Below are 23,794 nucleotides of genomic sequence, written 5' to 3' on the forward strand. Positions count from 1 at the left end.
GTGCGCAGCGTCTTCTTGCCTCCCAGCCCGAGGCGCACTGCCCAGGAGGTGGACGTCTCGGCGAACCAAGCCGATCTACGGCGCTAGTCGGCCGATTTTAACGATCTAGGTGGGATATTTCGGCGGAAAAAAATTGAACAAAATCAGTTTGTTTTGCGATATATCGACGCTGAAGATGTCAGATATCGGCTGGCATCAATATCATTGTCGCACATATTGACGTTAAATTAACAGCGAGATATGGTTCGTTTGATCCGCAAGGTACCACTGCTTTTGTATCACCGTTGCTCGTCGATCGTCGCTATGTCTGTCACCCTTGCCCCAGCCTGCAGGATTGCCTTGCAGTGCGCATCGCCAGTTGCTGAAAGAGGCGGTGACCATGCCCAGTCTGCTCGGAATCGATAACGGTCTCACTGTCACCAAAGCGGTGATCTTCGATGCCGATGGCACGCAGTTGTCCGTGGCGCGTCGACGGGTTCCGCAGTCGATGCCCTATGCGCGCTGGGTGGAGCGCGACATGGCCGGCCTCTGGCAAGCGACCGCCGATGCAATCAAGGAGGCGATCGCCCTGTCCGGCCGCCTGGCAGGCGACATCAGAGCGGTGGCGGCAACCGCGCATGGCGACGGTCTATATTTGCTCGACAAGGATCGTCGGCCGCTAGGCCCCGGGATTCTTTCGCTCGACAGCCGCGCCGGCGAGATTGTCGAACGATGGTCGGCGGACCGGGTCTTCGAAGACGCGTTGGCGCGCACCGGCCAGGCGCCGCACGTCTCGGCGCCATCGGCGCTGCTGGCCTGGATCAGGAAGAACCAACCCGACCGCTATGGGCGCATCGGGCATATACTGGCCTGCAAGGACTGGCTGCGCTTTTGCCTGTCGGGCACGATCGGCACCGACCGTACCGAGGCCAGCACCTCATTCACGGATTTCCGCACGCAAGCCTTCGCGCCGGACGCGATGCGCATCTTCGGACTGGACGATCTTTTCGATGCGCTGCCGCTGATGGCGCACTCTGCCGAGATCGTCGGGCATGTCACTGCCGAAGCCGCCGAAATGACCGGCCTTCGCAAGGGAACACCGGTGGCGTGCGGACTGCATGACGTGACCGCCTCGGCGCTTGGCATGGGCGGTCACGAGGAGGGCGTGCTTGCCATCGTCGCCGGGACCTATTCCATCAACGAAGTCGTCTCCACGGAACCACGCGTCGATCCGCGTTGGCTTTGCCGCAACGCCATCGACGCTGGCCGCTGGAACAACATGGCGATCTCGCCCGCCTCGACCGCAAACTACGACTGGTTTCTCGACACGTTCTGCCGCTCGGAGCAGGACAAGACAGGTGCCGATGGAGGCTCCATTCACAACTTGCTGGCGGCGGAGATCGACGCGGCGCTGAAGAAGTCCTCAACCATCCTGTTTCACCCCTATCTGTTCGGCTCCCCCTTTGGCGATGTCGCCAGCGGCAGCTTTGTCGGCCTGCATGGCTGGCACAATCGCGGCGATATGCTGAAGGCGGTTCTGGAGGGCATTGCTTTCAATCATCGCACCCATGTCGAAGCCTTGCGCGAGGGCTTTGCTATCAGCGAAATCCGCCTGACCGGCGGCGGCTCGCGCAATCCGGCCTTCGTCCAGATGTTTGCCGATGTGCTGAACGCCCCGGTCATCGTCACCTCGACCGACGAGGCCGCGGCCTTTGGCGCTGCCCTTTGCGCGGGTGCCGCGGTCGGCATCTTCGCGACGCCGCAACAGGGCGCCAGGCAGGTCGGCATGACGGCGCGCCAATACGAGCCTGTGCCGGCCTCAAGTGCTGTGTTCAACGAGCGCTTTTCCCTCTATGGCCGCATAGCCGGTGCGCTCGAACCGCATTGGCCGGAGATCGAGAAGCTGGCGCGGCAAGACACTGGGGGAGGCGCATGATCAAGGCCGACGAACGACGCGAAGAGATCGCCGACTATGTGATCAAGCTCGGCCAGGTGCGCATCGACGATCTCGTCGAGCATTTCGGCGTATCGCGCATGACCATCCACCGGCACATCGATCGGCTGGCGCAGCAGGGCGTGCTGCGCAAGCTGCACGGTGCCGTGACGGTTCAGCCTTCCGGTCTCTACGAAAGCGCCTTCCGCTACCGGGTGACGGTCAACCGGGCCGAGAAGGATGCGCTGGCGCGGGCAGCACTCGACTATGTCGAAGCCGGCCAGGTGGTGATGCTGGACGATTCCTCGACGGCAAACGCCGTCGCGACATTGCTGCCCGACGTCAAGCCGCTGACCGTCATCACCAACTCCGTGGCGACGGCGTCGCTGCTGACCAATGTCGACGAACTCGACTTCATCTGTCTCGGCGGCCAGTACCACAACACCTACAATGCCTATATCGGCATCGTTTGCGAGAACGCTGTGGCGCAGTTGCGCGCCAATGTGCTGATCTGTTCGGCTTCGGCCATCACCGGAACCACGGCCTTCATCCAGGACCCCAATGTTGTGCGGGTCAAGCAGGCGATGATGGCGGCGTCGGTCAAGCGCATCCTTCTGATTGACCATGCCAAGTTCGACAGGATCGCACTGCATGTCTTCGACGATCTGACCAGCTTCGACGTCGTGCTGGCGACCGAAGGCCTGGGCGATGCGCGGGCGCAAGCCCTCGAGCGGGCCGGCGTAAAGCTGCGCATCGTCAAGACGAAAGTGCCATGAGCCCAGCCGAAGGAACACATACGGAAAATCCCGCCGGGCGTTTGGCTGCCATGGCCGGGACCGGCGAGGTCGACGTCGTCATTCTTGGCGCCGGCATCAACGGAGCAGGGCTGTTTCGCGACCTATGCGCGCAAGGCGTCAGCTGCCTGATCGTCGACAAGGCGGATTTCGGCTCCGGCACCAGTGCCGCGCCATCGCGGCTCATTCATGGTGGCTTGAAATATCTAGAAACCGGCGAGTTCGGGCTGGTGGCGCAGTCGACGCTCGAACGCAATTTGCTTTTGAAGAACGCGCCGCATTATGTCAGCCCGCTGCCGACCATCATCCCGATCTTTTCCTGGAGCAAGGGCATTCTGGCGGCGCTGCGGACGCTGTTCGGCTCGACCAGCGCACCGCGCAGCCGCGGTGCCATCCTGATCAAGATCGGCTTGATGATCTATGATTTCTATGGCTCGCGAAACCAGGTCATGCCGCGCCACCGCATGGTCGGGCGGCGCCAGGCGCTTAGCGAGATGCCGGCGCTCAACCCCTCGATCGTCGCCACCGGCACCTATTACGACGCCAAGATAAGCCACCCCGAAAGGCTGGTGCTCGAACTGATCCTCGATGGGCTGCAGGCAAACCCGGCCTCGGCCAGCGCGAACTACACGACGCTGGCGAAGTCCGCCAATGGCGTGCTGACCTTCCAGCCGGAAAACGGCGCGACCTTTTCGGTGCGTCCGAAGCTGGTGGTCAATGCCGCCGGTCCGTGGATCGACGATGTCAACGATCTGCTTGGCGCGCCGTCGAAGATGATCGGCGGCACCAAGGGCTCGCACATCCTGCTGAAGCATGACGAACTGGTCAAAAGCCTGGCCGGGCGCATGCTGTATTTCGAAGCCGATGACGGCCGTATCTGCCTTGTCTACGACTATCTCGGCCTGGCGCTGGTCGGCTCCACCGACATCAAGGCCGACAATCCCGACGAGGTGCGCTGCGAGCCTGACGAAGTCGAATACCTGCTCGACAGCGTACGGACGCTGCTGCCGGGGATGGCGTTCGAGCGCGACCAGATCGTCTATGCCTATAGCGGCATCAGGCCGCTGCCGGCCTCGGATGTATCGCTGCCCGGGTTAATCAGCCGTGACCACTCGGCGCCGGTCGCCGAGCCGGACCGGAACAGACCCTTCGCGGTCATCTCGCTGGTCGGCGGCAAATGGACGACCTTTCGCGGCTTCGCCGAGGAAGTCGCCGACACCGTGCTCGATCGCCTGCAGCGCAGCCGCAAGGTGACGACGCAAGCCATGCCGATCGGCGGCGGCAAGGATTTTCCGGCCAATGCCGCAGCGCGAGCAAGTTGGCTGGCTCTGGTGCACTCGGAGACGGGCGCTGAGGAACGGCGTCTCGATGAACTGTTGTCGCGATATGGCACCAGAGCCACGCAAATCGCCACGCATGGGTCGGGTGATGAGGGTCGGCTGCCGGATTCAGAGAGCTACAGCCGGTCGGAAATTGACTACATCGTCCGCAACGAGTTCGTCGAACATCTGGCCGATATCGTCATGCGCCGCAGCACCCTGGCGATATCAGGTTCGCTGACAGGCCGGGACCTGCAGGAGATTGCGGCGATTGCCGGACGGGCGCTGGGCTGGAGCGCTGGGCGCTTCGCAGAGGAAGTCGAGGCCGCAATCGTGGAGCTCGAGGGCCGGAACCTGATGCGGCTAGGGTGATCACCCCGTCGCCGATGCTCTTCCCAAGGCAATCCGATCGGTTTGCCCATGGATGCGCCGCATCCGCAAATCGCCCAACTCACAGACGGGTTGGGATTTTGCTGCTATCGAATATTATTCATTAAAAACAAATAGTTGATGAAAAATAGGATAGCCAATGGCTGTGCAATCCTGCTGGTCTCGGCAGGAAATAACACAGATTGACGTTAAATTAACATCATCATATGATCGAATAACATGCTTGCCTCCTAATAGGTCGATGTTGCCTGCCGAAACGCTGGCAGACCGGCGTTTTGGGAAGGGGCGAGAGCTGTGAATTCCCCGCGGGCGTATGCACCAAATCCGGCGAGGGATTGACAGCGATGCAGGGATGTGAAAATTTTTGCACACAAAGATAATAATATCATCTCAGGGAGGAGATGGCTTGAAATCCGGCGGAACCGCTAACCGCGACCATGAATCCAGCCTCGCCACGCGCGCGGCCTGGCTTCACTATGCCGGGGGTCTCACGCAGGCCCAGGTGGCCAAGCGGCTCGGCCTGACCAGCCTCAAGGCGCATCGGCTCATCACCCGGGCTACCCAGGACGGCCTTGTCAGGGTGATCATCGACGGCGACGTCGGCGAATGCATCGACCTCGAGCAGCAGCTGATCGATGCTTACGGGCTCGATTACTGCGAGGTCGTTCCTGATCTCGATCAGGACGAATTGCCGTTGAAGGCGCTTGGCATCGCCGGCGCGCAGTTTCTGAAGCGCGAGATCGATCGCGGCGAGGATATGCTGATCGGCGTCGGCCACGGCCGCACCCTAGCGGCAAGCGTCGAATATCTGACGCGCACTGCCGCCGCCCATATCCGTTTCGTCTCGCTGCTTGGCGGTGTGACGCGCAAATTCGCAGCCAACCCGCACGACGTCATGCATCGACTGGCCGAGCGGACCGGCGCGCAGGCCTATGTGATGCCCGTGCCCTTCGTCGCCAACACCGCCGAGGACCGTGAGGTGCTGCTTGGCCAGCGCGGCATCAGCGATGTCTTCGACCTCGCAGGCCGGTCCGACCTGATGTTCGTCGGCATAGGCACCGCCGAGCGGGAAGCCTCGCTGGTGGCTACCGGCATGATCGAACATTCCGAAATCGATGAGGTCAAACGCGATGGCGGCGTCGGCGAGCTGCTCGCCCACTTCTTCGACGACAAGGGACGCCCGGTGGAAACGGCGCTGTCAGAAAGAATCCTGGCGCTTCCGCGAGACCAGTTGAAAGGCCGCCGGATCGTCGCCGTCGCCGGCGGCAAGATCAAAGTACGCGCGATCAAGGCGGTGCTCGAAAGCCGTTATCTGAGCGGCCTGATCACCGACGAGTCCACCGCCCGTGCCCTTGTCGAACAGAACCAATCCAATGGTGCGAAACGCCATGTGAACGGAGGATCGTCAAATGCGTGACAACGGCAGATCTGCCTTGCTGGCGGTTGCGTCATGAGCGCGAAGGCCGCCACCGCATCGACCAGGCCGGCCTCGCCCGGCTTGCGTCGGGCACTTGCCGGCGCCGCGGTTGTCGTCCTGCTCGGCGCCATGGCGCTCGACACCAAGGTGGTCAGGATCGGCTCCGCCGGCGACGTTCGCAGTGCCGTGTTTTCCGCCACTGACTACGGCAAGTCGGAATTTCCCAAGGTGCAGGCCGATGTCGAGGCACGCGCCGCCGACGCGGTGACGGTGGCGACGGCGATCGCCAAGGACAGAGCGACGGCGGAAAAGGAATACGGCGTGCCTGCGGGTGTCGGACCGGTCATCTCGGTCAAGTTCAGCGGAGTCGTCGGCGAAGGAAAATCGGGCATCTACAAGGTCGCCGTCGACGGCGTGCCGGATACGTTGATGATCCGCGTGCAGACCGGGCCGGCGATCAACGGAACGGAACTACGCGACGCCACCGGCAAGATTACATTCGGCCAGTTCACCAACCAGATCGAATACCAGGATGCCGGTTCGGCGCTGAACAACGAGATGAAGAAGGAAGTCCTGGCAAAGCTCGACACTAACGCCTTGACCGGCAAGACCATATCGGTGGTCGGCGCGTTCAAGCTGGTCAACCCGAAGAGTTGGCTCGTCACTCCCGTGAGCTTGGAAGTCAAATGAAACCGGCTGCCGACACCGGATCCGTGAATGGCGACGCCGTGCTTTCGGCGCGCAACATCGTCATGTCGTATGGCGGCGTCCATGCGCTCAAGGGCGTCAATTTCGACATCCATCGCGGCAAGGTCACCACGCTGTTTGGAGAGAATGGCGCCGGCAAGTCGACGCTGATGAAGATTCTGTCCGGCGTGGTCACGCCGACATCCGGCGACATCGTGCTCGACGGCAACCTCGTCAGTTTTTCCTCATCCTCGGACGCGCGCGATCGCGGCATCTCGATCATCCACCAGGAACTCAGCCTGGCGCCGAACCTCAGCGTTCGCGACAACATCTTCATGGGCCGCGAACTGCGCACCAGGACCGGCCTCGACTTCGCCGAGGAGCAGCGCCAGGCGCGCGCGCTGATGGCTGATCTCGAAGAGGACATCGACCCGATGACCCTGGTCGAGGATCTGCGCCTGGGGCAACAGCAGATCGTCGAGATCGCACGGGCACTGTCGGTCGATTCGCGCATCCTGATCATGGACGAACCGACCTCGGCACTCAGCGCAACCGAGGTGGAAGTGCTGTTCAAGGTGATCCGCGATTTGACCAGCCGCGGCGTCTCCATCGTCTACATTTCACATCACCTCGAAGAGGCGTTGCAGATCACCGACTACGCCGTTGTCCTGCGCGACGGCGCGATAACGGCGACGGCCGAGGCCAGGGACATCGACCTCGAGTGGATCGTGCGCAACATGGTCGGCGAGAATTTCGATCTCGGCTCGCCGCCGACCGGCCATGCGTTCGGCGAGGTCGCCTTGTCGATCGAGGATGTCAGCGTCGTCGACACTTCGGGCTCAGGCTATTCCGTCGTCGATCACCTGTCGCTGGATGTCAGGGCCGGCGAGATCATCTGCATCTATGGGCTGATGGGCGCCGGGCGCACGGAACTCCTGGAAGCCGTCGCCGGACGGGTGCCGATGGCGGGCGGCCGCGCGCTTCTGGAAGGCGAGGACGTTTCGGGGCTGAGCATTGCCCAGCGCATCTCCAGAGGTCTTGTGCTCGTCCCCGAGGATCGCCAGCGCGACGGGCTGGTTCAAACGATGACCGTCGGCCGCAATCTCTCGCTTGCCAGCATCGAAGCGTTCGCCAAGGGGCTGTTTCTGTCCCGCTCCAGGGAGCGTGGGTTGGTCGAGGATTCGATCCGCAAGGTGACCATCAAGACCGCCGGCGGCAACGCCATGATCGGATCGCTGTCGGGCGGCAATCAGCAGAAGGTCGTCATCGGCAAGATGCTGACGACCAACCCAAAAGTTATCCTCCTCGACGAGCCGAGCCGCGGCATCGATGTCGGCGCCAAGGCCGAAGTCTTTCGCTTGCTGAGCGAACGCGCCGCGCAGGGCCTTGCCGTCGTCTTCTCGACCTCGGAGGTCAACGAGTGCCTCAGCATTGCGCACCGCATCGTCGTCATGCGCCGGGGCAGGATTTCAGCCGAATTCGGCGCCAACGCCACCAAAGAGCAGATCATGGCCGCCTCCGGCGAAGCCGTGGTCGCCTGATCACCAGAATTTCGGAGCCCAGACCCATGACCGATGTCAGCCAGGCCAGAAAACAGTCCAGTCCGAGCGCAAGCGAAGGTTTCGATCTCGCCAAGCTGCTGCTCGAGGGTCGCGCTTTCTTTGCCCTGATTGTCATCATCGTCGTCTTTTCGATCCTGTCGCCCTATTACCTCTCGGTGGCGAACTTCCTGACCATGGCCTCGCATGTCGCCATCTTCGGAATTCTTGCGGTCGGCATGCTGCTCGTCATCCTCAATGGCGGCATCGACCTGTCTGTGGGGTCGACGCTGGGCTTGGCCGGCGTCGTTGCCGGCTTCCTGATGCAAGGCGTGACGCTGACCTGGCTGGGCGTCGTTCTCTACCCGCCGGTCTGGGTGGTCGCGGTGATTGCCTGCATGCTGGGCGCCAGCGTCGGGCTGATCAACGGTGTGCTCATCGCGCGCTTCAAGGTTCCGGCGTTCGTCGCCACGCTCGGCGTCATGTACATGGCGCGCGGCCTGGCGCTGCTTATGACCAGCGGTCTGACCTACAACAATCTCGGCGGCAAACCAGAGCTTGGAAACACCGGCTTCGATGCGCTTGGCTTCAACCGCCTGTTTGGCGTGCCGACCGGTGTCGTGGTTCTCGTGGTCATCGCGCTCATCGGCAGCATCGTCCTGAACCGCACCGCTTTCGGGCGCTGGCTCTACGCCTCGGGCGGCAATGAGCGCGCGGCCGAACTGTCCGGCGTCCCGGTCAAGACGGTGCAGATTTCCGTCTATGTGCTTTCAGGCATCTGTGCCGCCATTGCCGGCCTGATCCTGTCCTCGCAGCTGACGTCGGCGGGGCCGACCGCTGGCACCACCTACGAACTGACGGCCATCGCGGCCGTCGTCATCGGCGGCGCGGCGTTGACCGGCGGCCGCGGCAACATCCGCGGAACCCTGCTCGGGGCCTTCGTCATCGGCTTCCTGTCCGACGGTCTGGTGATCATCGGCATCTCATCCTACTGGCAGACAGTGTTCACCGGTGCCGTCATCGTGCTCGCCGTGCTCCTCAATGCCGTTCAGTATCGCCGCCGCAGCAAGCTCCCAAGCGCGACAGGTGGCCAACCGACTTCTCAGAAACGGGGGAAGGCCGAAGCGGCCAATCCTGCCCAAGGGAAGACTGCCAGGTGAACTGGCAGCAACACCGCGTAATCATTGGAGGAATGTACATGAGAACCATGCTGAAAAGTCTGCTTGCCGCCGCGATGGTCGTCGGGTTCACGGCCGCCGCGTCGGCCGCGGGCCTGATCTCGATCATCGTCAACGATCCGGCCAACCCCTACTGGCTGACCGAGGGCAACGTCGCCAAGGCCGAGGCCGAGAAGCTCGGCTACACGGCCAATGTCGGCGCCCACAAGGGCGATACCAACACGGAAAGCAACCTGATCGACACCGCCATCACCAACAAGTCGGTGGCGATCATCCTTGACCCGGCCAACGCCGACGGCTCTGTCGGTGCGGTGAAGAAGGCGATTGCCGCCAACATCCCGGTCTTCCTCGTCAATGCGGAAATCAACCAGGAAGGCCTCGCCAAGGGACAGCTCGTGTCCAACAACGCGCAGGGTGCTGCTCTCGGTGCCCAGCAGTGGGTGCAGGCTGTCGGTGAAAAGGGCAAATATGTCGAACTGCTCGGTGCCCCGTCGGACAACAATGCGGCCACGCGCTCGAACGGTTACGCGACCGTGCTGAGCCAGTATCCGGATCTCGAAAAGGCCGCTTCGCAGGTCGCCAACTGGGATCGCACCCAGGGCCACGACAAGATGCAGAGCATGCTGCAGGCCAATCCCGACATCATCGCCGTGATCAGCGGCAATGACGAAATGGCTCTCGGCGCGGTTGCGGCACTGAAGGAAGCCGGCAAGCTGGCTGGCATCAAGGTCGGCGGCTTCGACGGTTCCCCGGACGCGGTTGCGGCGATCAAGTCCGGCGAACTGCAGTACACCGTGCTTCAGCCGGTCGCCATCTTCTCGGCCAAGGCCGTGCAGCAGGCGGACTCGTTTATCAAGACGGGTGCCACCGGTGCGGCGACCGAGAAGCAGCTGTTCGATTGCCTTCTCATCACCAAGGACAATGTCGACAAGTACACCGCACCCTTCGTGCTGTCGGAATGAAAACCTGCACAGGGGGTGTCCTTGCGGACACTCCCTGCCTCTTCTACGAGATGACAAAGACTGGCCTCTTGAACTGCCTTCATAATCAACCGGAATTTGCGTCATGAAAGACCTGCTGATCGGCATCGACGCGGGAACGTCGGTGATCAAATCGGTCGCTTTCGATTTGTCCGGACGGCAGCTCGCCATGACGTCGGTACCCAACAGCTTCGTCACGCTGGAAGGTGGCGGCGCCGAGCAGGACCTCGATCAGACATGGCGCGATATGGCGCAGACCGTTCGCGATCTCACGGCCAAAATCCCTAACCTCGCGCAACGAACCGCGGCGGTTGCCATCACCGGGCAGGGCGACGGAACCTGGCTGATCGACGGCGACGGCTCGCCTGTCTCGCGCGCCTGGCTATGGCTCGACGCTCGCGCCGGACATTTGGTGGACGAGATGCGCGCCGATCCCCGGGATCGCAGGCGGTTCGAGCTGACCGGCACGGGGCTAAATTCCTGTCAGCAGGGTGCCCAGCTTGCCTTCATGAAAAAGAACAATCCGGACCTGCTGGAGCGGGCGGCGACCGCCCTGCATTGCAAGGATTGGCTCTACTTCAAGATGACAGGCGAACGCGCCACGGATCCGTCCGAAGGAACCTTCACCTTCGGCGATTTTCGCTCGCGTACCTATTCCGACGAAGCCCTCGACATCCTGGATCTGACGACGCATCGCCGCCTGTTGCCTCCCATGCTCGAAGGCACCACCGACCATCATCCGCTGTCGCGATCGGCGGCGGCAGAGACTGGCCTGCTCGAAGGCACGCCGGTGGTGCTGGGTTACGTCGATATGGTCATGACGGCTCTCGGAGCCGGCCTCTATGATCCCTCAGGCAATGTCGGCTGCACCGTCATCGGCTCGACCGGCATACACACGCGCTTCGCCGCCACTCCCGACGATGTCGTGCTGAACGGCGATGGCTCCGGTTACACGATCGCCATGCCTGTTCCGGGTGGCTATGCGCAATTGCAGTCCAATATGGCGGCGACGCTCAACATCGACTGGCTGCTTGGCCTTGCGCGCGACGTGCTCGCCACGGCTGGCGGCAAACCTTCTCATGACGAGTTGCTGAAAGCACTCGATGTCTGGGTGGAGGCATCGGAGCCGGGATCGCTGATTTACCAGCCTTATATATCGCTGGCCGGCGAGAGAGGGCCGTTCGTCGACCCTGACGCGCGCGCGGGTTTCATCGGCCTTTCGGTCAAGCATGGCTTTGGCGATCTGGCACGCGCTGTCCTCGAAGGGTTGGCCTTCGCCGCACGCGATTGCTACCAGGCGATGGGCGCCGTGCCGAGCGAGATCCGCCTGTCGGGCGGCGCCGCGCGCAGCCCGTCGCTACGCCGCATCATCGCGGCGGCGACCCGGGCGCAGGTGCGCACCAGCAGCCGCCAGGAAGCCGGCGCTGCAGGCGCCGCGATGATGGCCGCGGTCGGTCTCGGGGTCTATGGCTCCATGGAAGACTGCGCCGCCGAGTGGGTGACGCCGCTTCTCGGCGACTGCGATGCCTATGACGAGGCGCTTTCGCAAACCTACGATGCGCTCTTCCCTTCCTTCGTTTCGGCGCACCGGGCGCTTCGACCGGTGTGGAAGGGCATGGCGCACCGCACAGGAGCAAGATCTTGAGCAATACAACAGATGTCGTCGATCTCTTCGTGATCGGCGGCGGCGTCAATGGGGCCGGCATAGCGCGTGACGCGGCAGGGCGCGGGCTGTCGGTCATCCTGTGCGAAAAGGACGATCTCGCCCAAGGCACCAGCTCGCGCTCCGGCAAGCTGGTGCATGGCGGCCTGCGCTACCTCGAATATTATGAATTCCGGCTGGTTCGCGAAGCGCTGATCGAACGCGAGGTGCTGCTCGAGGCGGCGCCGCACATCATCTGGCCGATGCGCTTCGTTCTGCCGCACAGCCCGCAGGACAGGCCGGCATGGCTGGTCCGGCTCGGGCTGTTTCTCTACGACCACCTTGGCGGTCGCAAGCGGTTACCGGGGACAAGAACGCTGAACCTCAGGACTGCGCCCGAAGGCGCGCCGATCAAGGACGAATTCAAGCGCGGTTTCGAATATTCCGATTGCTGGGTCGACGATGCGCGCCTGGTGCTGCTCAACGCGCTTGACGCCAGGCAGCGCGGCGCAAGGGTACTCACGCGCACGGCTTGTGTCGCGGCGCGCCGCGAAGACGGACTGTGGTCGATCGACATGCAGGACGGCCGCACGGGCGCCGTCACGAAAGTCCGCGCGCGGGCGCTGATCAACGCGGCAGGCCCTTGGGTCAACGACATTGTCAGCCGCGTCGCCGGGCAGAATTCCACCCGCAATGTTCGTCTGGTGAAAGGCAGCCATATCGTCGTGCCCAAATTCTGGGAGGGGCGGCAGGCCTATCTCATTCAGAACAACGACAAGCGGGTGATCTTCGTCAATCCCTATGAGAACGATCTGGCGCTGATCGGTACGACCGATATTCCCTACGAAGGCAGGCCCGAAGAAGTGGCCGCCGAGGCAAGCGAAGTCGACTATCTGATCAAGGTGGTCAATCGCTACTTCAAGCGACAGCTGACAGCGCAGGACGTGGTCTACAGTTTCTCGGGCGTGCGTCCGCTCTATGATGACAATGCCGACAATCCAAGCGCGGTGACGCGCGACTATATTTTCGAGCTCGACGCCTCCAATGGCAACGCGCCGCTGCTTTCAGTATTCGGCGGCAAGATCACCACCTTCCGCAAGCTGTCCGAACATGCGCTGGAAAAGATCCAGCCGTTCTTTCCAACGATGAAGAAAGCGTGGACCGCCAAAATTCCCTTGCCGGGAGGCGACCTTCCCAATGCGGACTTCGAGCAGTTCCTGAGCGACTTGCATGCCGAGTTTTCGTGGCTCAGCCCCTCGCTGGTGAAGCACTACGCCCGAAGCTACGGCACCCGCGCCAGAAAATTGCTCGCCGGCGCGCATGGCGAAGCGGACCTCGGCCGCCGCTTCGGGCCCGATCTGTATGAACGGGAGGCAAGGTTCCTGGCCGAGACCGAATGGGCCGGCACATCAGCCGATGTCCTGGAACGCCGCACCAAACATGGCCTGCATATCGATGCAGCCGAGCGGAAAGCATTCGAAGACTGGTTCGGTAACATCATGGCGGCGGCAGACTGATGGCCTTCACGCTTTCCCTCAACACCAATCCACTGGTCAATCGCTTTGCCGATCCAGACGATTTGATCGACGCGATCGCCTATGGCATCGGCATCCGCGACGTGCAGCTGACGCATGAATTCGTCAATCCGGGCTGGCCGGCAGCGACGATTGCCAAATTCCTGCGCCGGTTCAACAGCGCCTTGGCGCGGACCGGTGTCAGGATCACCTCCGGCATGACGGGGCCTTATGGCCGGCTCAACCATTTCGGCCACCCTGATGCCGATGTCCGGCGCTATTATGTCGACTGGTTCAAGACGTTCGCCGACATTTCCGCAGAACTCGGCGCATCAGGCATGGGCACGCAGTTCGCCATCTTCACCTACAAGGATTTTGACGATCCGCAACGGCGGGCGGCACTGCTCGACATCGCGCTCGAATGCTGGCGCGAGGTGGCTGAACACGCCAAGGCGGCGGGCCTGACCTACCTATTCTGGGAGCCGATGTCGGTCGGCCGCGAGTTCGGCCACACGATCGAAAGCTGCATCACGCTGCAAGGCGCCATCGACGCGGCGAAGCTGCCTATCCCGATGAAGATGATGGTCGACATCGACCATGGCGACGTGACCTCTCCCGATCCCGCCGACACCGATCCCTATGCTTGGGCGAAAGCGTTTCCAATGCAATCGCCGATCATCCACATCAAGCAGTCGTCCATGAACAAGGGTGGGCACTGGCCGTTCACGGCCGCCTACAACAAGGACGGCCGCATAGTTCCGCAAAAGCTGCTGGATGCGGTTCGGCAAGGCGGCGGAACCGACAATGAAATTTGCCTTGAACTTTCCTTCAGGGAGAGGGAACCAGTCGATCATCAGGTTATCGAGATGATCCGCGAGTCGGTGGATTTCTGGGCGCCTTACGTCGACAGTGGTCGCGACAGTCTCAAGCCTCGGGCCTGAGCGAACACGTCGCCCGAAAGCCGGCGCCGATGTCGGCCCGCAAAAAGTATCGAAGGAGAAGAAGAATGGCCCCATATTGGGTCGGCACGAGCTGGAAGATGAACAAGACGCTGTCGGAGGCATTGCGGTTCGCCGATGCGCTGGCGGCCTTCGTGCCGGGTTTCGATCCGGCGATACAGCCTTTCGTCATTCCGCCATTCACCGCAGCGCGCCAGGTCAAGGCGGCGCTGGCCAACACCCGTGTGAAGGTCGGTGCCCAGAACATGCATTGGGCAGACGCCGGCGCCTGGACGGGCGAAGTCTCGCCAGTGATGTTGAAAGACTGCGCGCTGGATGTGATCGAACTCGGCCATAGCGAGCGTCGCGAGCATTTCGGCGAAACGGATGCGACTGTCGGGCTGAAGACGGCGGCCGCAGTCAGGCACGGTTTTGTGCCGTTGATCTGCGTCGGCGAGACATTGGCCGAGCGTGAATCCGGTCGCGCCGAGGCGGTGTTGACGGCACAGGTTCTCGGTGCGCTGCAGGAGCTGAGCGGCGATCAACTGAAGGCAGAAATCCTCTTTGCCTACGAGCCTGTCTGGGCAATCGGCGAGAAGGGCATTCCGGCCAGCGCCGACTATGCCGACAAACAGCAGGCGCTGATCAAGCAGGTTGCCGCCGACCGGCTGCCGATTGCCCCGCCTGTGCTCTACGGCGGCAGCGTCAATCCCGGCAACGCGGCCGAATTGATCGGACAGCCGCATGTCGACGGCCTGTTCATCGGCCGCTCGGCGTGGCGAGCGGAAGGCTATATCGACATTCTGAAAAAGGCGTCGGCCGCCATCGCGCGTTGACTGCTATGACACGAAAGCAAAGGAGTTCATCGTCATGAAGATCGCACTCGGAGCCGACAGTGCCGGCAAGCCGCTGCTCGATGTCATCGCCAAGCATCTCGCCACCAAGCCGGAGCTGCAGGTCGTTGACCTCAGCCAGGCCGGGTTCTACGCCGATATCGCCGCCAAGGTCGGCCACGAAATCCTGGACGGCAACTACGACCGGGCCATCCTGTTCTGCGGCACCGGCATTGGCGTCAGCATCTCCGCCAACAAGGTGCCGGGTATTCGTGCCGCATTGACCCACGATACGTATTCGGCAGAGCGCGCCGCCAAGTCCAACAATGCCCAGATCATCACCATGGGCGCCCGCGTCATCGGTCCCGAATTGGCGAAATCGATCGCCGACGCGTGGCTGGCCTCGGAGTTCGATCCGAACGGCCCCTCCGCCGCAAACGTGCAGGCCGTCGACAAGCTCGACGCCAAGCGCTGAAAGACGCGGCGGGTCCGCTGCTGATCAGTCGGTCAAGGTGACCCGTATCGCCTCGATCACGGTCACGGCCGAAGCGGCGCCCGGGTCCATATGGCCAAGCGAGCGTTCGCCGAGGCGGGAGGCCCGGCCCTTGGTGGCGATCATCGCCTTGGTCGCTTCCGCGCCTGCTTTTGCCGCCTGCGCCGCAGCCTCGAGACTGCCCGCAAGACTCTTGCCGGAGGCCAGCGCTTCGCCCGCCGCTTGTGCTGCCGGCGCCCATGCATCGATCATGGTTTTCTCGCCTGGCTCGGCCTTGCCGCGATCCTGAATGCCCTTCGCCATGGCCTGGAACAGGGCGACCACGTCCGCGTCATCAAGCGTTGTCTTGCCCTTGACGGCTGCCGCGCCGCGCATGAAAGCAGTGGCATAGAGCGGACCCGAGGAGGCGCCGACGGCATTCAGGAACGACTTTGCCGCCGTGTTGAGCAAAGTGGTCGGATCGGTCGCTCCGGTGTCCAGTGCGGCAACCGCATCGCGCGCCGCGGAAAATCCAAGCTCCATCGCAATGCCGTGGTCGGCATCGCCGATAACCCCGTCAAGCGCGCACAGCCGGTCTCTGTCGGCTGACATGGCGGTTGCGATCGTTGCGAACATCGCAACAAGGCGGGCGGTGTCGATTGTCGTCATATCTTTGTCCTTGACGAGGAGCAGGTTCAGCCGGCGCGAAACATGGCGCAGTCGCAAGGGTGGTCCAGCATCGTCTGCAACTCGCCGTCCAGTCGATGCAGAGTGATCGAGGCCCCGGCCATTTCGAGCGAGGTGCAGTAATTGCCGACCCAGCTTGCGTGGATAGACACACCGATGTCGTCGAGCCTCTGCTTCACGCGCCGGTTCATGATGTAGAGTTCCATCAGCGGCGTCGAGCCGAGCGAGTTGACGAGCACCGCGACCTTGTCGCCCCGCGTCGGCGCCATTTCGTCGAGGATCCTGTCCAGCATCTCGTCGGTGATCTCGTCGGCTGTTTTCAACTTTTCGCGCGCGATGCCGGGCTCGCCATGGATGCCCATGCCGATCTCCATCTCGTACGGACCGATCTCGAAATTCGGCCGGCGGGTCTGTGGCAGAGAGCAGGGCGACAGCGCCACGCCCATGGTGAAAGTATGGTCGTTGGCCTTGCCGGCGATACGCTCGCATTCGTCGAAGGACAGCATCCGGTCGCAGGCGGCACCCGCCGCCTTGAAGATGAAGAAATTGCCGGCGACGCCGCGGCGCTTGTGTCTATCGCCAAGGGGCGCCGAGGCGACGTCGTCGGTGCTCAGCACCGTGCGCACCTCGATGTCGTCCATGGCAGCCATCTCGGCGGCCATGTCGAAATTCATCACGTCGCCGGCATAGTTGCCGTACATGAAGAGCACGCCGGCGCCACCGCTGATCGCCTTGGCGCATTCGAGGATCGGGTCTGGCGGCGGCGACGCGAAGACATTGCCGATGGCCGCCGCGTCAGCCAACCCCTTGCCGACGAAGCCGAGAAAGCTAGGCTCATGGCCAGAGCCACCGCCAATCACGAGGCCTACCTTGCCCTGGCGTGGTCCGTCGCGAGCAATGATGGAGCGTGGGCTGCCGTCCACGCTTTTGAGATGACGGGGATGCGCGGCGAGAATGCCTTCCAGCATCTCGTCGACGGCGCGGTTGCCGTCGTTGATGATCTTCTTGGTCTGCACCCGCATCCTCCCGATTTCGGTATTTTCGCAGATACTACCGGGTGTTACCGGGATTTCCACCCGGCAAGGAGCATTTCGTGCCTAGAGGCCGGCACCTGGACGCAGCGTCGGCCGTTTCAATCGCCGAGGCCGTCGCGAATGGCTGAGAAATAGCGATCGGTTCCGACCTGGCCGCCCTTGAGCGCAACCTCCAGTCCGTCGATCGCCTTGACGCGTGAATGGGCAACGCAAAGCGGGGACCCCGGCGAAGCGGGCAGCGGCATGCGAATTGTCAGGGCATCGACACCCATCTCGCCGAGTGCGTGGCTCGACGTGTCGCCGCCGGCAATGACCACGCGCCGCAGGCTCTGTTCGATCGTCAGGCTGCGAAGGATTTCTCCGAGGCCGCGGCCAAGCTTGTGGCGGGCGCCTTCTTGCCGGTCGATTTCGGCGCCCCTGTCGGCAGTGGGGCCAAGCGCGGTGTAGAGGATGACACTGCGCCCGGCTTGCAGACTGGCACGGCCGCTTGCCGTTGCGCGTGCGATCGCCTTCTCCGACGCCTGCGAAACCAGCTCGACAGGGTCAACCTCGATGCCGTCGAAGCCGTCGGTCAGGGCATGCCGGATCTGCCGTTCGGTGGTCGGCGAGCAGCTGCCCGACACGACGGCTATCCGCTCGGCTGTGCCCGGCGGCGTGAAGCCTTGCCCCGCGCTGACGATGCCATTCGACGTCCATTCGGCCAGCAACGCATACTCGACTCCCGACGAGCCGACGACAAAAGAACCGCCCGGCTTGCGAACGCGCCACAGCTCCTTGCCGGCCAGAGCCTGCGTTTCCAGATTGTCGACATCGACAAGCACGATGGCGGTGCCGTTTCCGGTCAGGCGATCGAACGCCGCCGACCGCGATGCGGACTGCAGCGTCGCAAGATCGACCAGCCCGGAACTCAGCGCCGTCTGCCGCGACAGATGGATCAGCAGATCGGACTCATCCATCGGCGTCGTCGGATGGCGGCTCATCACCGGGTGGCGGTCGATGCGAAAATATTGGTCGCGGTAGGCGGCGAACAGATGGCCGAAGGCGGTGTAGCGCTTGAGCTGCGGCGCGCCGACCAGCAGCGGCACGCTGGCTTGTGCGAACACCGAGCGGCCGATCTCGATGGCCCTGCCAATACTGCCGATCGTCGGGCTGGAATCGAAGGTCGAACAGACCTTGTAATGGCAGATCGCGGCGTTGAGCGTCTTCTGCCAGGCGAAGGCTTCGCGCAGATGCGTGTCCATCCACTGTGGCGTCTCGCTGCGGCTGGTGCCGGCGAGGCCAATGGCGCGGCAATGCGCAAATCGCGAAAGCAGTGCCTCGTCCGGCTGGCGCATGAACAGCACGGTCGGCACGCCGCCGAGCTCGAGCGCCTCCATGACATCGGTCGAGCCGGTCAGGTCGTCGCCATAATAGCTGAGAAGCAGGTCTTGCATGGCCTCAGGCTGCCTTGCCGTCGCCGAATTTTTCGATCGACCGCGCCAGTTCGGGATGGCTCAAGGCGAAGTCCGCCAGCGGAATGCCGTCGACCGCCGCTTGCCAGGCCTGCTGGACGGCCCGCACGCCGGCGCCCGGCCCGTCCGGATGGCTGACGATGCCGCCGCCGCAGAGATAGAGAAGATCGACCGTGCGTCCGGTCCGCGCATATGTCTCGGGCGCCTGGCCGCCCCACTGGCCAGAGCCCGCCACCGGCAAGGCGCAGTCCTCGGGCGAGAAGATCGGTGTCGTCACTGCCTTGAACGACTCGACGAAAGAGTCATCCGGCTCCCAGTATTTTGAGGCGATGCCGTTGATCTGGAATTGGTCGACGCCAAGCAGCCGCCAGAACTGCTGCCAGACCTTGAAGTCCATGCCAAGGCTCGGGTGGCGGGTGAGGATGTCCCAGCCGTTGCGGTGAGCATGCAGCACCAGGCGGGAGCGTTTTCTCAGGAACGCCATGCCGCCAAAACCGATGGAATTGATGTTGACAACAGCGCAATTGCCGCCGGCCTTCGCCACCAGATCGTGGTTGCGCATCATCTCGTCCGGGTCGGCATGCGAGATGCCGAAGGCATACATCACTTTCTTGCCGGTCTTCTGCTCATGATCGAGCACGAGGGGCATGATCGCCTTCACCCGTTCCGACAGGGGCGAATAGGCGGGGCTCATCAGCTTTTCATCATCCTTGATGAAATCGACGCCGGCGGCGATCAGTTCCGCCACCATTGCCGCCGTCTCGTGCGGCCTCAGGCCGAGCGCCGGCTTGACGATGGTGCCGATGATCGGGCGGTCCGTCACACCGGTCAGCCGGCGGCTGCCGGCGACACCGAACTGTGGGCCGGGATGCGCGCCGCGAAAATCCTCCGGCAGCTTCATGTCGACGACGCGGATGCCTGTGAGGCCCTTGATCGAATAGGTGCCGCCGACGGCGATCGTCATCAATGCCGAAAGGTCGGTGCCGATGGCATCGAACGGAAAGCCGATATCGACGTCGGCGCGTTTGAACGGCCCGCTACCGTCATCGGGAAGCGACGGCCGCTCGGCATTGGGCAAGTGCCGGATCGCCAGCACGCGCGCCGCCACCCGGGCCTTCAGCTCCTCGGTCTCGCCGGGCAACGCGACGAAGGTGCCGGTCGACTGGTCGCTGGCGATCTTGGCCGCCAGCGCTTCGATGCTTCCAGGCGTTTCGATGCGATAGGTGAGGGTGATCATGGTCTGCTGTCTCAGGCCGAGGCGTTCGAAAAAGGTTCACGGTGTTTTAAATCTGGTATAATGAGTACATAAGTATTGCAAGGCATATCCGGCTGGAAGTTTTAGGCAGGTCGTCAGATGGCAATTTCCAGGAAATGTGGCGGCAGTGTTAGATAGGGCCGGGTCAAGGGAGTGATTCGCGACGATGAACCGTTCGGAACCGATTGTCCGGCGCAAGCTTTCCGACGAGGTCTTCTTGAGGCTGAAGCGGCTGATCACCAGCGGCGAGCTGATGCCGGGCGACGACATGCCGTCGGAGCGCGAACTGATGGAGCGCTTCGAGGTCGGCAGGCCCGCGATCCGCGAGGCGATGCAGGCGCTGAGCAATATGGGCCTTGTCGCGATCTCGCATGGCGAACGCGCCAAGGTGCTGCAGCTCACCGCAAAGTCGATCATCAAGCAGGTCGATGGCGCCGCCAAGATCATCCTGTCGTCATCGAAAGACACGCTGGAGCACCTGAAGACCGCGCGCATCTTCTTCGAGCGCGGCATGGTCAGGGAAGCCGCCGAAAAGGCCACCGCCGAGGATGTGCAGCGGCTCAGGGCAACCGTTGCCGAACAGCGCGGCTTTCGGGGCGACTCCGAAGCCTTCATATCCGCCGACATGAAGTTCCATACCCAGATTGCCGCGATCTCCGGCAACCCGATCTATGTCGCCGTCAGCGAGGCGATGTTGGGCTGGCTGAAGGAGTATCACACCGAAATGCTGATCTGGACCGGCAAGGAACAGTTCACGCTGACCGAGCATGAAGAGATCATCGGCCGCATCGAGAAGATGGATGCGGACGGCGCCGAAAAGGCGATGATCAAGCACCTGGAGCGCTCGCGCGCCCTCTATGTGATGAACTCCGAAAAGTAGCTTCAGCCGAGCCGGGTGATCGCGTAAGGCGTCATCACGAGATGGCCTCGGCCAAAAGACGAAATGTCGACCGGCACGTCGTCCGCCGTCAGGTTCGCCAGCCACACGACCGTCTTGCCCGAGAGAGAACGACCGGCCAGCGCCAGCACTCTGGTCTCATCGCTCGTCCTTGCCGCCACATGCGCAAGGCCGGCCAGTTCGCAAAGCCCCTTGATAGCCCTGAAGAGCGGCCGGGGTGATCCTTCCGCGACGGGTTCTCCGGATGACGCCAGCACGCCGAACGGTCCGGTGAAGCTGGAGAGCGTCAGCATCTCCAATCCGGCAGGCGCGACACGTGCGGCATAGCCGATCGTCCACGCCGCAGCGAACAGGCCGGTATGGCGAGGATCGCTGTCGGCCATGGCGATGCGCTGTCTCCCGGGATTGGGCTTGGCCGCGCCGCCATAGGGGTTCTGCCGCATGGCGATGGTCGATGGTCCGATCCGGTGTGGCTTAGCCCCGAAGATCGCCCGTGCGGATTGGGTGATGAAAGGCAGCGCCTCCAGCGACTGCATGATGCTGAGATCGTCGGCGGCATGCACGATCGGACAGGTGCAATGGGTGACGAAATCGAGCTGGTCTGCCGGCACGCGCTTGCGGTTGAGTTCGGTGAAATAGCTGAACATGCCGCCACCGAGGCGGATATCGGGGAAGGCGCATCGCGCCGCCGCGTAGACCTCTTCGAGCGGCGGGCAGTCCGGCCACGCGCTGCCCGGCGGCGTCGACTGCCGGTCGACCGAAGGCGACACCGCAATGGCCGAGAGTTTCAGCCCGGCCTCGCGTACGAGCCCGGCGACGCCTGACAATTCGGCGTCAAGATCGCCAGCGCAGGCAACAACGCATTCGAGGGACGTTTCAGCTGGGTAGGCATTTGCGAGCCGGGCGAAAGCGCGCAAAGCATCGAGCCCGTGGCCGCGCGTCGGATCGTAGTGAAACAGCAGTTGTTGTGGGCCGAGTGTCGACAACGTGGAAAGGTTCGCCAGTGCCGTCTCGACATCCTCGGGATAGATGACCACGCCGACATCAGGCAGCCGTGGTCCGGCCTCGCCGAGCTCGACGCGGACCGCTTCGCTGGCCACGGCGGCAGCCAGTGCTTTGCCTTCACCTGCGATGCGCAGGCTGATCGTTTGGCGCAGGGGCAGGCCGGCAGGCAGCAGATAGGGCCATGGCAGCGCCAGCGGCCGCACATAGGTCTTGTAGGAGGCGTCGGACCAGTTGCGCTGGTCCTCCATTTCGAAAGTATCGCCTTCCATCCGGCATTCGGCGGTGACGCCAGGCCGAACCTGATGGGTGATGGCGCGGATATCCTTGAAAGGCTGCCAGGGGTCGATCAGTTCGGGAAGCTTTGTCGCCACCATGCTGCCGTCCGTATGCTCGACCGTGACCGGGCTGCCGGCCAGCCCGGCGATCGGGTGCAGGATGCAGAAGCCGCAGCGGTTGGTTTCGAAATCGCTTTCGGGTAGGGCGCTGACGTCGAAGACCAGACGGCCATCGGCGGAGCCTTTGATGGTGGCGCGGAAGCCGAGCCGGCTTCCATCGAGGGCCACACAGCTTGCCGAATAGCTGACTGAAAAAGCGTTGGCACCCTGGTCGATGATAAGGTCCGTCAACGCTGGCTCATAAGTGCCCCAGTCGCGGTCGCGGACGATATAGGCGATGGCGCGCAGCACTTCGGTGCCGTCATGGCGGATGGTACGCAGATTGCCGTTGACGAAGTCCGCGCTGAGCGCGCCTGCGCTGAGCTTGACCGGCTCGGCCTCGACCATACGCGTGCCGTAGAGGAGGAAGGCGTCGGCGGTCATTTCAGCAAGGCGTCGAGTTGCACCGGTTGACGGCTCGCAGCCCCGGCATAGGCGGCCTCGACCAGCGCGAACGTCTTGAGATTGTCGGTGCCCGAGGTCGCCGGCTCGATCCCCTTTGCCAGGCAGTCGACCCAGTGCTGCTGGATGGCGACGACGCTTTCCTGGATGTTGTGCCATGGCCGCGACGCCCAAGGCAGCAGCGGCGGCGAGACGTCGGTAACGGCCGTGCCGTTCTTGCCGGTGACGGTCAGCCCGTATCCCTGCGCCAGCCGGATCGTGCCGTCGCTGCCGTCGATCTCGATCAGCGTCTCGGGAAACGGCTCCGTGGCAAGCTTCGTCGCGTAGCTGCAGTCGACCACCGAGGTGGCGCCGCTCTCATGATCCATCAGCATCGTCGCCACGTCCTCGCCTGATATGCCAGGGTTGATGCGCACCGTTCGCGTCGTGACGACAGACACGTCGCCCAGCAGGAAACGGGCGATGTCGAGGATATGGATGCCGAGGTCCTCGATGATGAAGCGCTCTCCCGTCGCCAGATAGGGCTGGCCGGAAAACACGTCATAGGCGGAGCGGAAGGAGATGCGCCCGAAGAAAGGCGTGCCGATCTCGCCGCTGTCGAGCACGGCGCGCACCGCCTGGATCGGCGACTGCCAGCGAAAATTCTCATGCACCATCAGCGGCACGCCGGCTTGCGCGCATGCCCTGACCATCGCCTTGGCGTCGGCAAGCGTCGGCGCGAACGGCTTTTGGCAGATCACCGGAACGCGATGGGTGGCCGCCATTTCGACAAGCGGGCGATGGCTGGGCGCGGTGGTGGCGATATCGACGAAGTCGAGGCTTTCGCCGGCAAAAAGTTCCGCCGCATCGGTATAGCGCTTTGCAATGCCGAACTGGTCGCCGACGATCTTGAGCCGTTCCGGATCACGGTCGCAGATGGCGGCGATCGCGGCGCCCGCTATGTCGCGCCAGGCATGCATCTGGTTGACGGCAAAGAAGCCGCAGCCGATCAGTGCTCCCCGCAACTCCGCCATG

At 63.0% G+C, this 23,794-nt stretch carries 20 protein-coding genes; 14 read left to right on the forward strand and 6 right to left on the reverse strand.

Going from position 1 to position 23,794, the window contains the following annotated elements; translation table 11 throughout:
• Window positions 1–379: 379 nt before the first annotated feature.
• From EJ076_RS13275 to EJ076_RS13335, 13 genes are all read left to right on the forward strand, one after another.
• Complete coding sequence (locus EJ076_RS13275) at window positions 380–1,915, forward strand: FGGY-family carbohydrate kinase (protein WP_109663219.1); 1,536 nt, start codon at window positions 380–382, stop codon at window positions 1,913–1,915.
• Window positions 1,912–2,688, forward strand: coding sequence for a DeoR/GlpR family DNA-binding transcription regulator (locus EJ076_RS13280; protein WP_126068148.1), 777 nt, complete (start codon window positions 1,912–1,914; stop codon window positions 2,686–2,688). The genes EJ076_RS13275 and EJ076_RS13280 overlap by 4 nt, the downstream gene beginning before the upstream one ends.
• A 50-nt stretch (window positions 2,689–2,738) precedes the next feature.
• Window positions 2,739–4,397: a glycerol-3-phosphate dehydrogenase/oxidase gene (locus tag EJ076_RS13285; RefSeq protein ID WP_164548842.1), complete on the forward strand. Its 1,659-nt coding sequence runs from the start codon at window positions 2,739–2,741 to the stop codon at window positions 4,395–4,397.
• Window positions 4,398–4,821: 424 nt separating this feature from the next.
• Window positions 4,822–5,832 (forward strand): sugar-binding transcriptional regulator, encoded by a 1,011-nt coding sequence (locus tag EJ076_RS13290; RefSeq protein ID WP_109661626.1) that lies wholly within the window; start codon window positions 4,822–4,824, stop codon window positions 5,830–5,832.
• Between the two features lie 33 nt (window positions 5,833–5,865).
• Window positions 5,866–6,522, forward strand: coding sequence for a DUF2291 domain-containing protein (locus tag EJ076_RS13295; RefSeq protein ID WP_126068150.1), 657 nt, complete (start codon window positions 5,866–5,868; stop codon window positions 6,520–6,522).
• Window positions 6,519–8,060, forward strand: a complete 1,542-nt coding sequence (locus EJ076_RS13300) for a sugar ABC transporter ATP-binding protein (RefSeq protein ID WP_126068151.1) — start codon at window positions 6,519–6,521, stop codon at window positions 8,058–8,060. The genes EJ076_RS13295 and EJ076_RS13300 overlap by 4 nt, the downstream gene beginning before the upstream one ends.
• Before the next feature lie 26 nt (window positions 8,061–8,086).
• Window positions 8,087–9,217, forward strand: a complete 1,131-nt coding sequence (locus tag EJ076_RS13305) for an ABC transporter permease (protein WP_126068152.1) — start codon at window positions 8,087–8,089, stop codon at window positions 9,215–9,217.
• A 32-nt stretch (window positions 9,218–9,249) separates the two neighbouring features.
• Window positions 9,250–10,197: a D-ribose ABC transporter substrate-binding protein gene (locus tag EJ076_RS13310; protein WP_164548630.1), complete on the forward strand. Its 948-nt coding sequence runs from the start codon at window positions 9,250–9,252 to the stop codon at window positions 10,195–10,197.
• A gap of 103 nt (window positions 10,198–10,300) precedes the next feature.
• Window positions 10,301–11,860, forward strand: a complete 1,560-nt coding sequence (locus EJ076_RS13315) for an FGGY-family carbohydrate kinase (protein WP_126068154.1) — start codon at window positions 10,301–10,303, stop codon at window positions 11,858–11,860.
• Complete coding sequence (locus tag EJ076_RS13320) at window positions 11,857–13,374, forward strand: glycerol-3-phosphate dehydrogenase (protein ID WP_126068155.1); 1,518 nt, start codon at window positions 11,857–11,859, stop codon at window positions 13,372–13,374. The genes EJ076_RS13315 and EJ076_RS13320 overlap by 4 nt, the downstream gene beginning before the upstream one ends.
• On the forward strand, window positions 13,374–14,312 hold the full coding sequence (locus EJ076_RS13325; RefSeq protein WP_126068156.1) for a TIM barrel protein: 939 nt from the start codon (window positions 13,374–13,376) through the stop codon (window positions 14,310–14,312). The genes EJ076_RS13320 and EJ076_RS13325 overlap by 1 nt, the downstream gene beginning before the upstream one ends.
• 65 nt (window positions 14,313–14,377) lie before the next feature.
• The gene (locus tag EJ076_RS13330; RefSeq protein WP_126068157.1) at window positions 14,378–15,145 is read left to right on the forward strand and encodes a triose-phosphate isomerase; all 768 of its coding nucleotides are present in this window, start codon (window positions 14,378–14,380) and stop codon (window positions 15,143–15,145) included.
• 34 nt (window positions 15,146–15,179) lie between these two features.
• Window positions 15,180–15,617: an RpiB/LacA/LacB family sugar-phosphate isomerase gene (locus tag EJ076_RS13335; protein ID WP_126068158.1), complete on the forward strand. Its 438-nt coding sequence runs from the start codon at window positions 15,180–15,182 to the stop codon at window positions 15,615–15,617.
• Between the two features lie 24 nt (window positions 15,618–15,641).
• On the opposite strand, the gene dhaL is transcribed toward EJ076_RS13335, so the two are convergent.
• The 4 genes from dhaL to oiaX all read right to left on the reverse strand — a co-directional run bounded on the left by dhaL (window position 15,642) and on the right by oiaX (window position 20,023).
• Entirely contained in the window at window positions 15,642–16,283 is a 642-nt protein-coding gene (gene dhaL / locus EJ076_RS13340; protein ID WP_126068159.1) for a dihydroxyacetone kinase subunit DhaL, read from the reverse strand.
• Between the two features lie 26 nt (window positions 16,284–16,309).
• Window positions 16,310–17,317 carry a dihydroxyacetone kinase subunit DhaK gene (locus EJ076_RS13345; RefSeq protein ID WP_126068160.1) on the reverse strand — a complete coding sequence of 336 codons (1,008 nt, stop codon included), beginning with the start codon at window positions 17,315–17,317 and terminating at the stop codon, window positions 16,310–16,312.
• Between the two features lie 116 nt (window positions 17,318–17,433).
• Complete coding sequence (locus EJ076_RS13350) at window positions 17,434–18,768, reverse strand: four-carbon acid sugar kinase family protein (protein WP_126068161.1); 1,335 nt, start codon at window positions 18,766–18,768, stop codon at window positions 17,434–17,436.
• Between the two features lie 4 nt (window positions 18,769–18,772).
• Window positions 18,773–20,023, reverse strand: coding sequence for a 3-oxo-isoapionate-4-phosphate decarboxylase OiaX (gene oiaX / locus EJ076_RS13355; RefSeq protein ID WP_126068162.1), 1,251 nt, complete (start codon window positions 20,021–20,023; stop codon window positions 18,773–18,775).
• 184 nt (window positions 20,024–20,207) lie between these two features.
• Here oiaX and EJ076_RS13360 point away from each other — a divergent pair, with 184 nt between their 5' ends.
• On the forward strand, window positions 20,208–20,921 hold the full coding sequence (locus tag EJ076_RS13360; protein ID WP_126068163.1) for a transcriptional regulator NanR: 714 nt from the start codon (window positions 20,208–20,210) through the stop codon (window positions 20,919–20,921).
• A gap of 2 nt (window positions 20,922–20,923) precedes the next feature.
• On the opposite strand, the gene EJ076_RS13365 is transcribed toward EJ076_RS13360, so the two are convergent.
• Both EJ076_RS13365 and EJ076_RS13370 read right to left on the reverse strand, forming a co-directional pair.
• On the reverse strand, window positions 20,924–22,762 hold the full coding sequence (locus EJ076_RS13365) for a hypothetical protein (RefSeq protein ID WP_126068164.1): 1,839 nt from the start codon (window positions 22,760–22,762) through the stop codon (window positions 20,924–20,926).
• Window positions 22,759–23,793 carry a Gfo/Idh/MocA family oxidoreductase gene (locus EJ076_RS13370; RefSeq protein WP_126068165.1) on the reverse strand — a complete coding sequence of 345 codons (1,035 nt, stop codon included), beginning with the start codon at window positions 23,791–23,793 and terminating at the stop codon, window positions 22,759–22,761. The genes EJ076_RS13365 and EJ076_RS13370 overlap by 4 nt, the downstream gene beginning before the upstream one ends.
• Window position 23,794 lies beyond the last annotated feature (1 nt).

It is taken from the genome of Mesorhizobium sp. M7D.F.Ca.US.005.01.1.1, from assembly GCF_003952545.1.
In the GTDB taxonomy this organism is placed as follows: domain Bacteria; phylum Pseudomonadota; class Alphaproteobacteria; order Rhizobiales; family Rhizobiaceae; genus Mesorhizobium; species Mesorhizobium loti.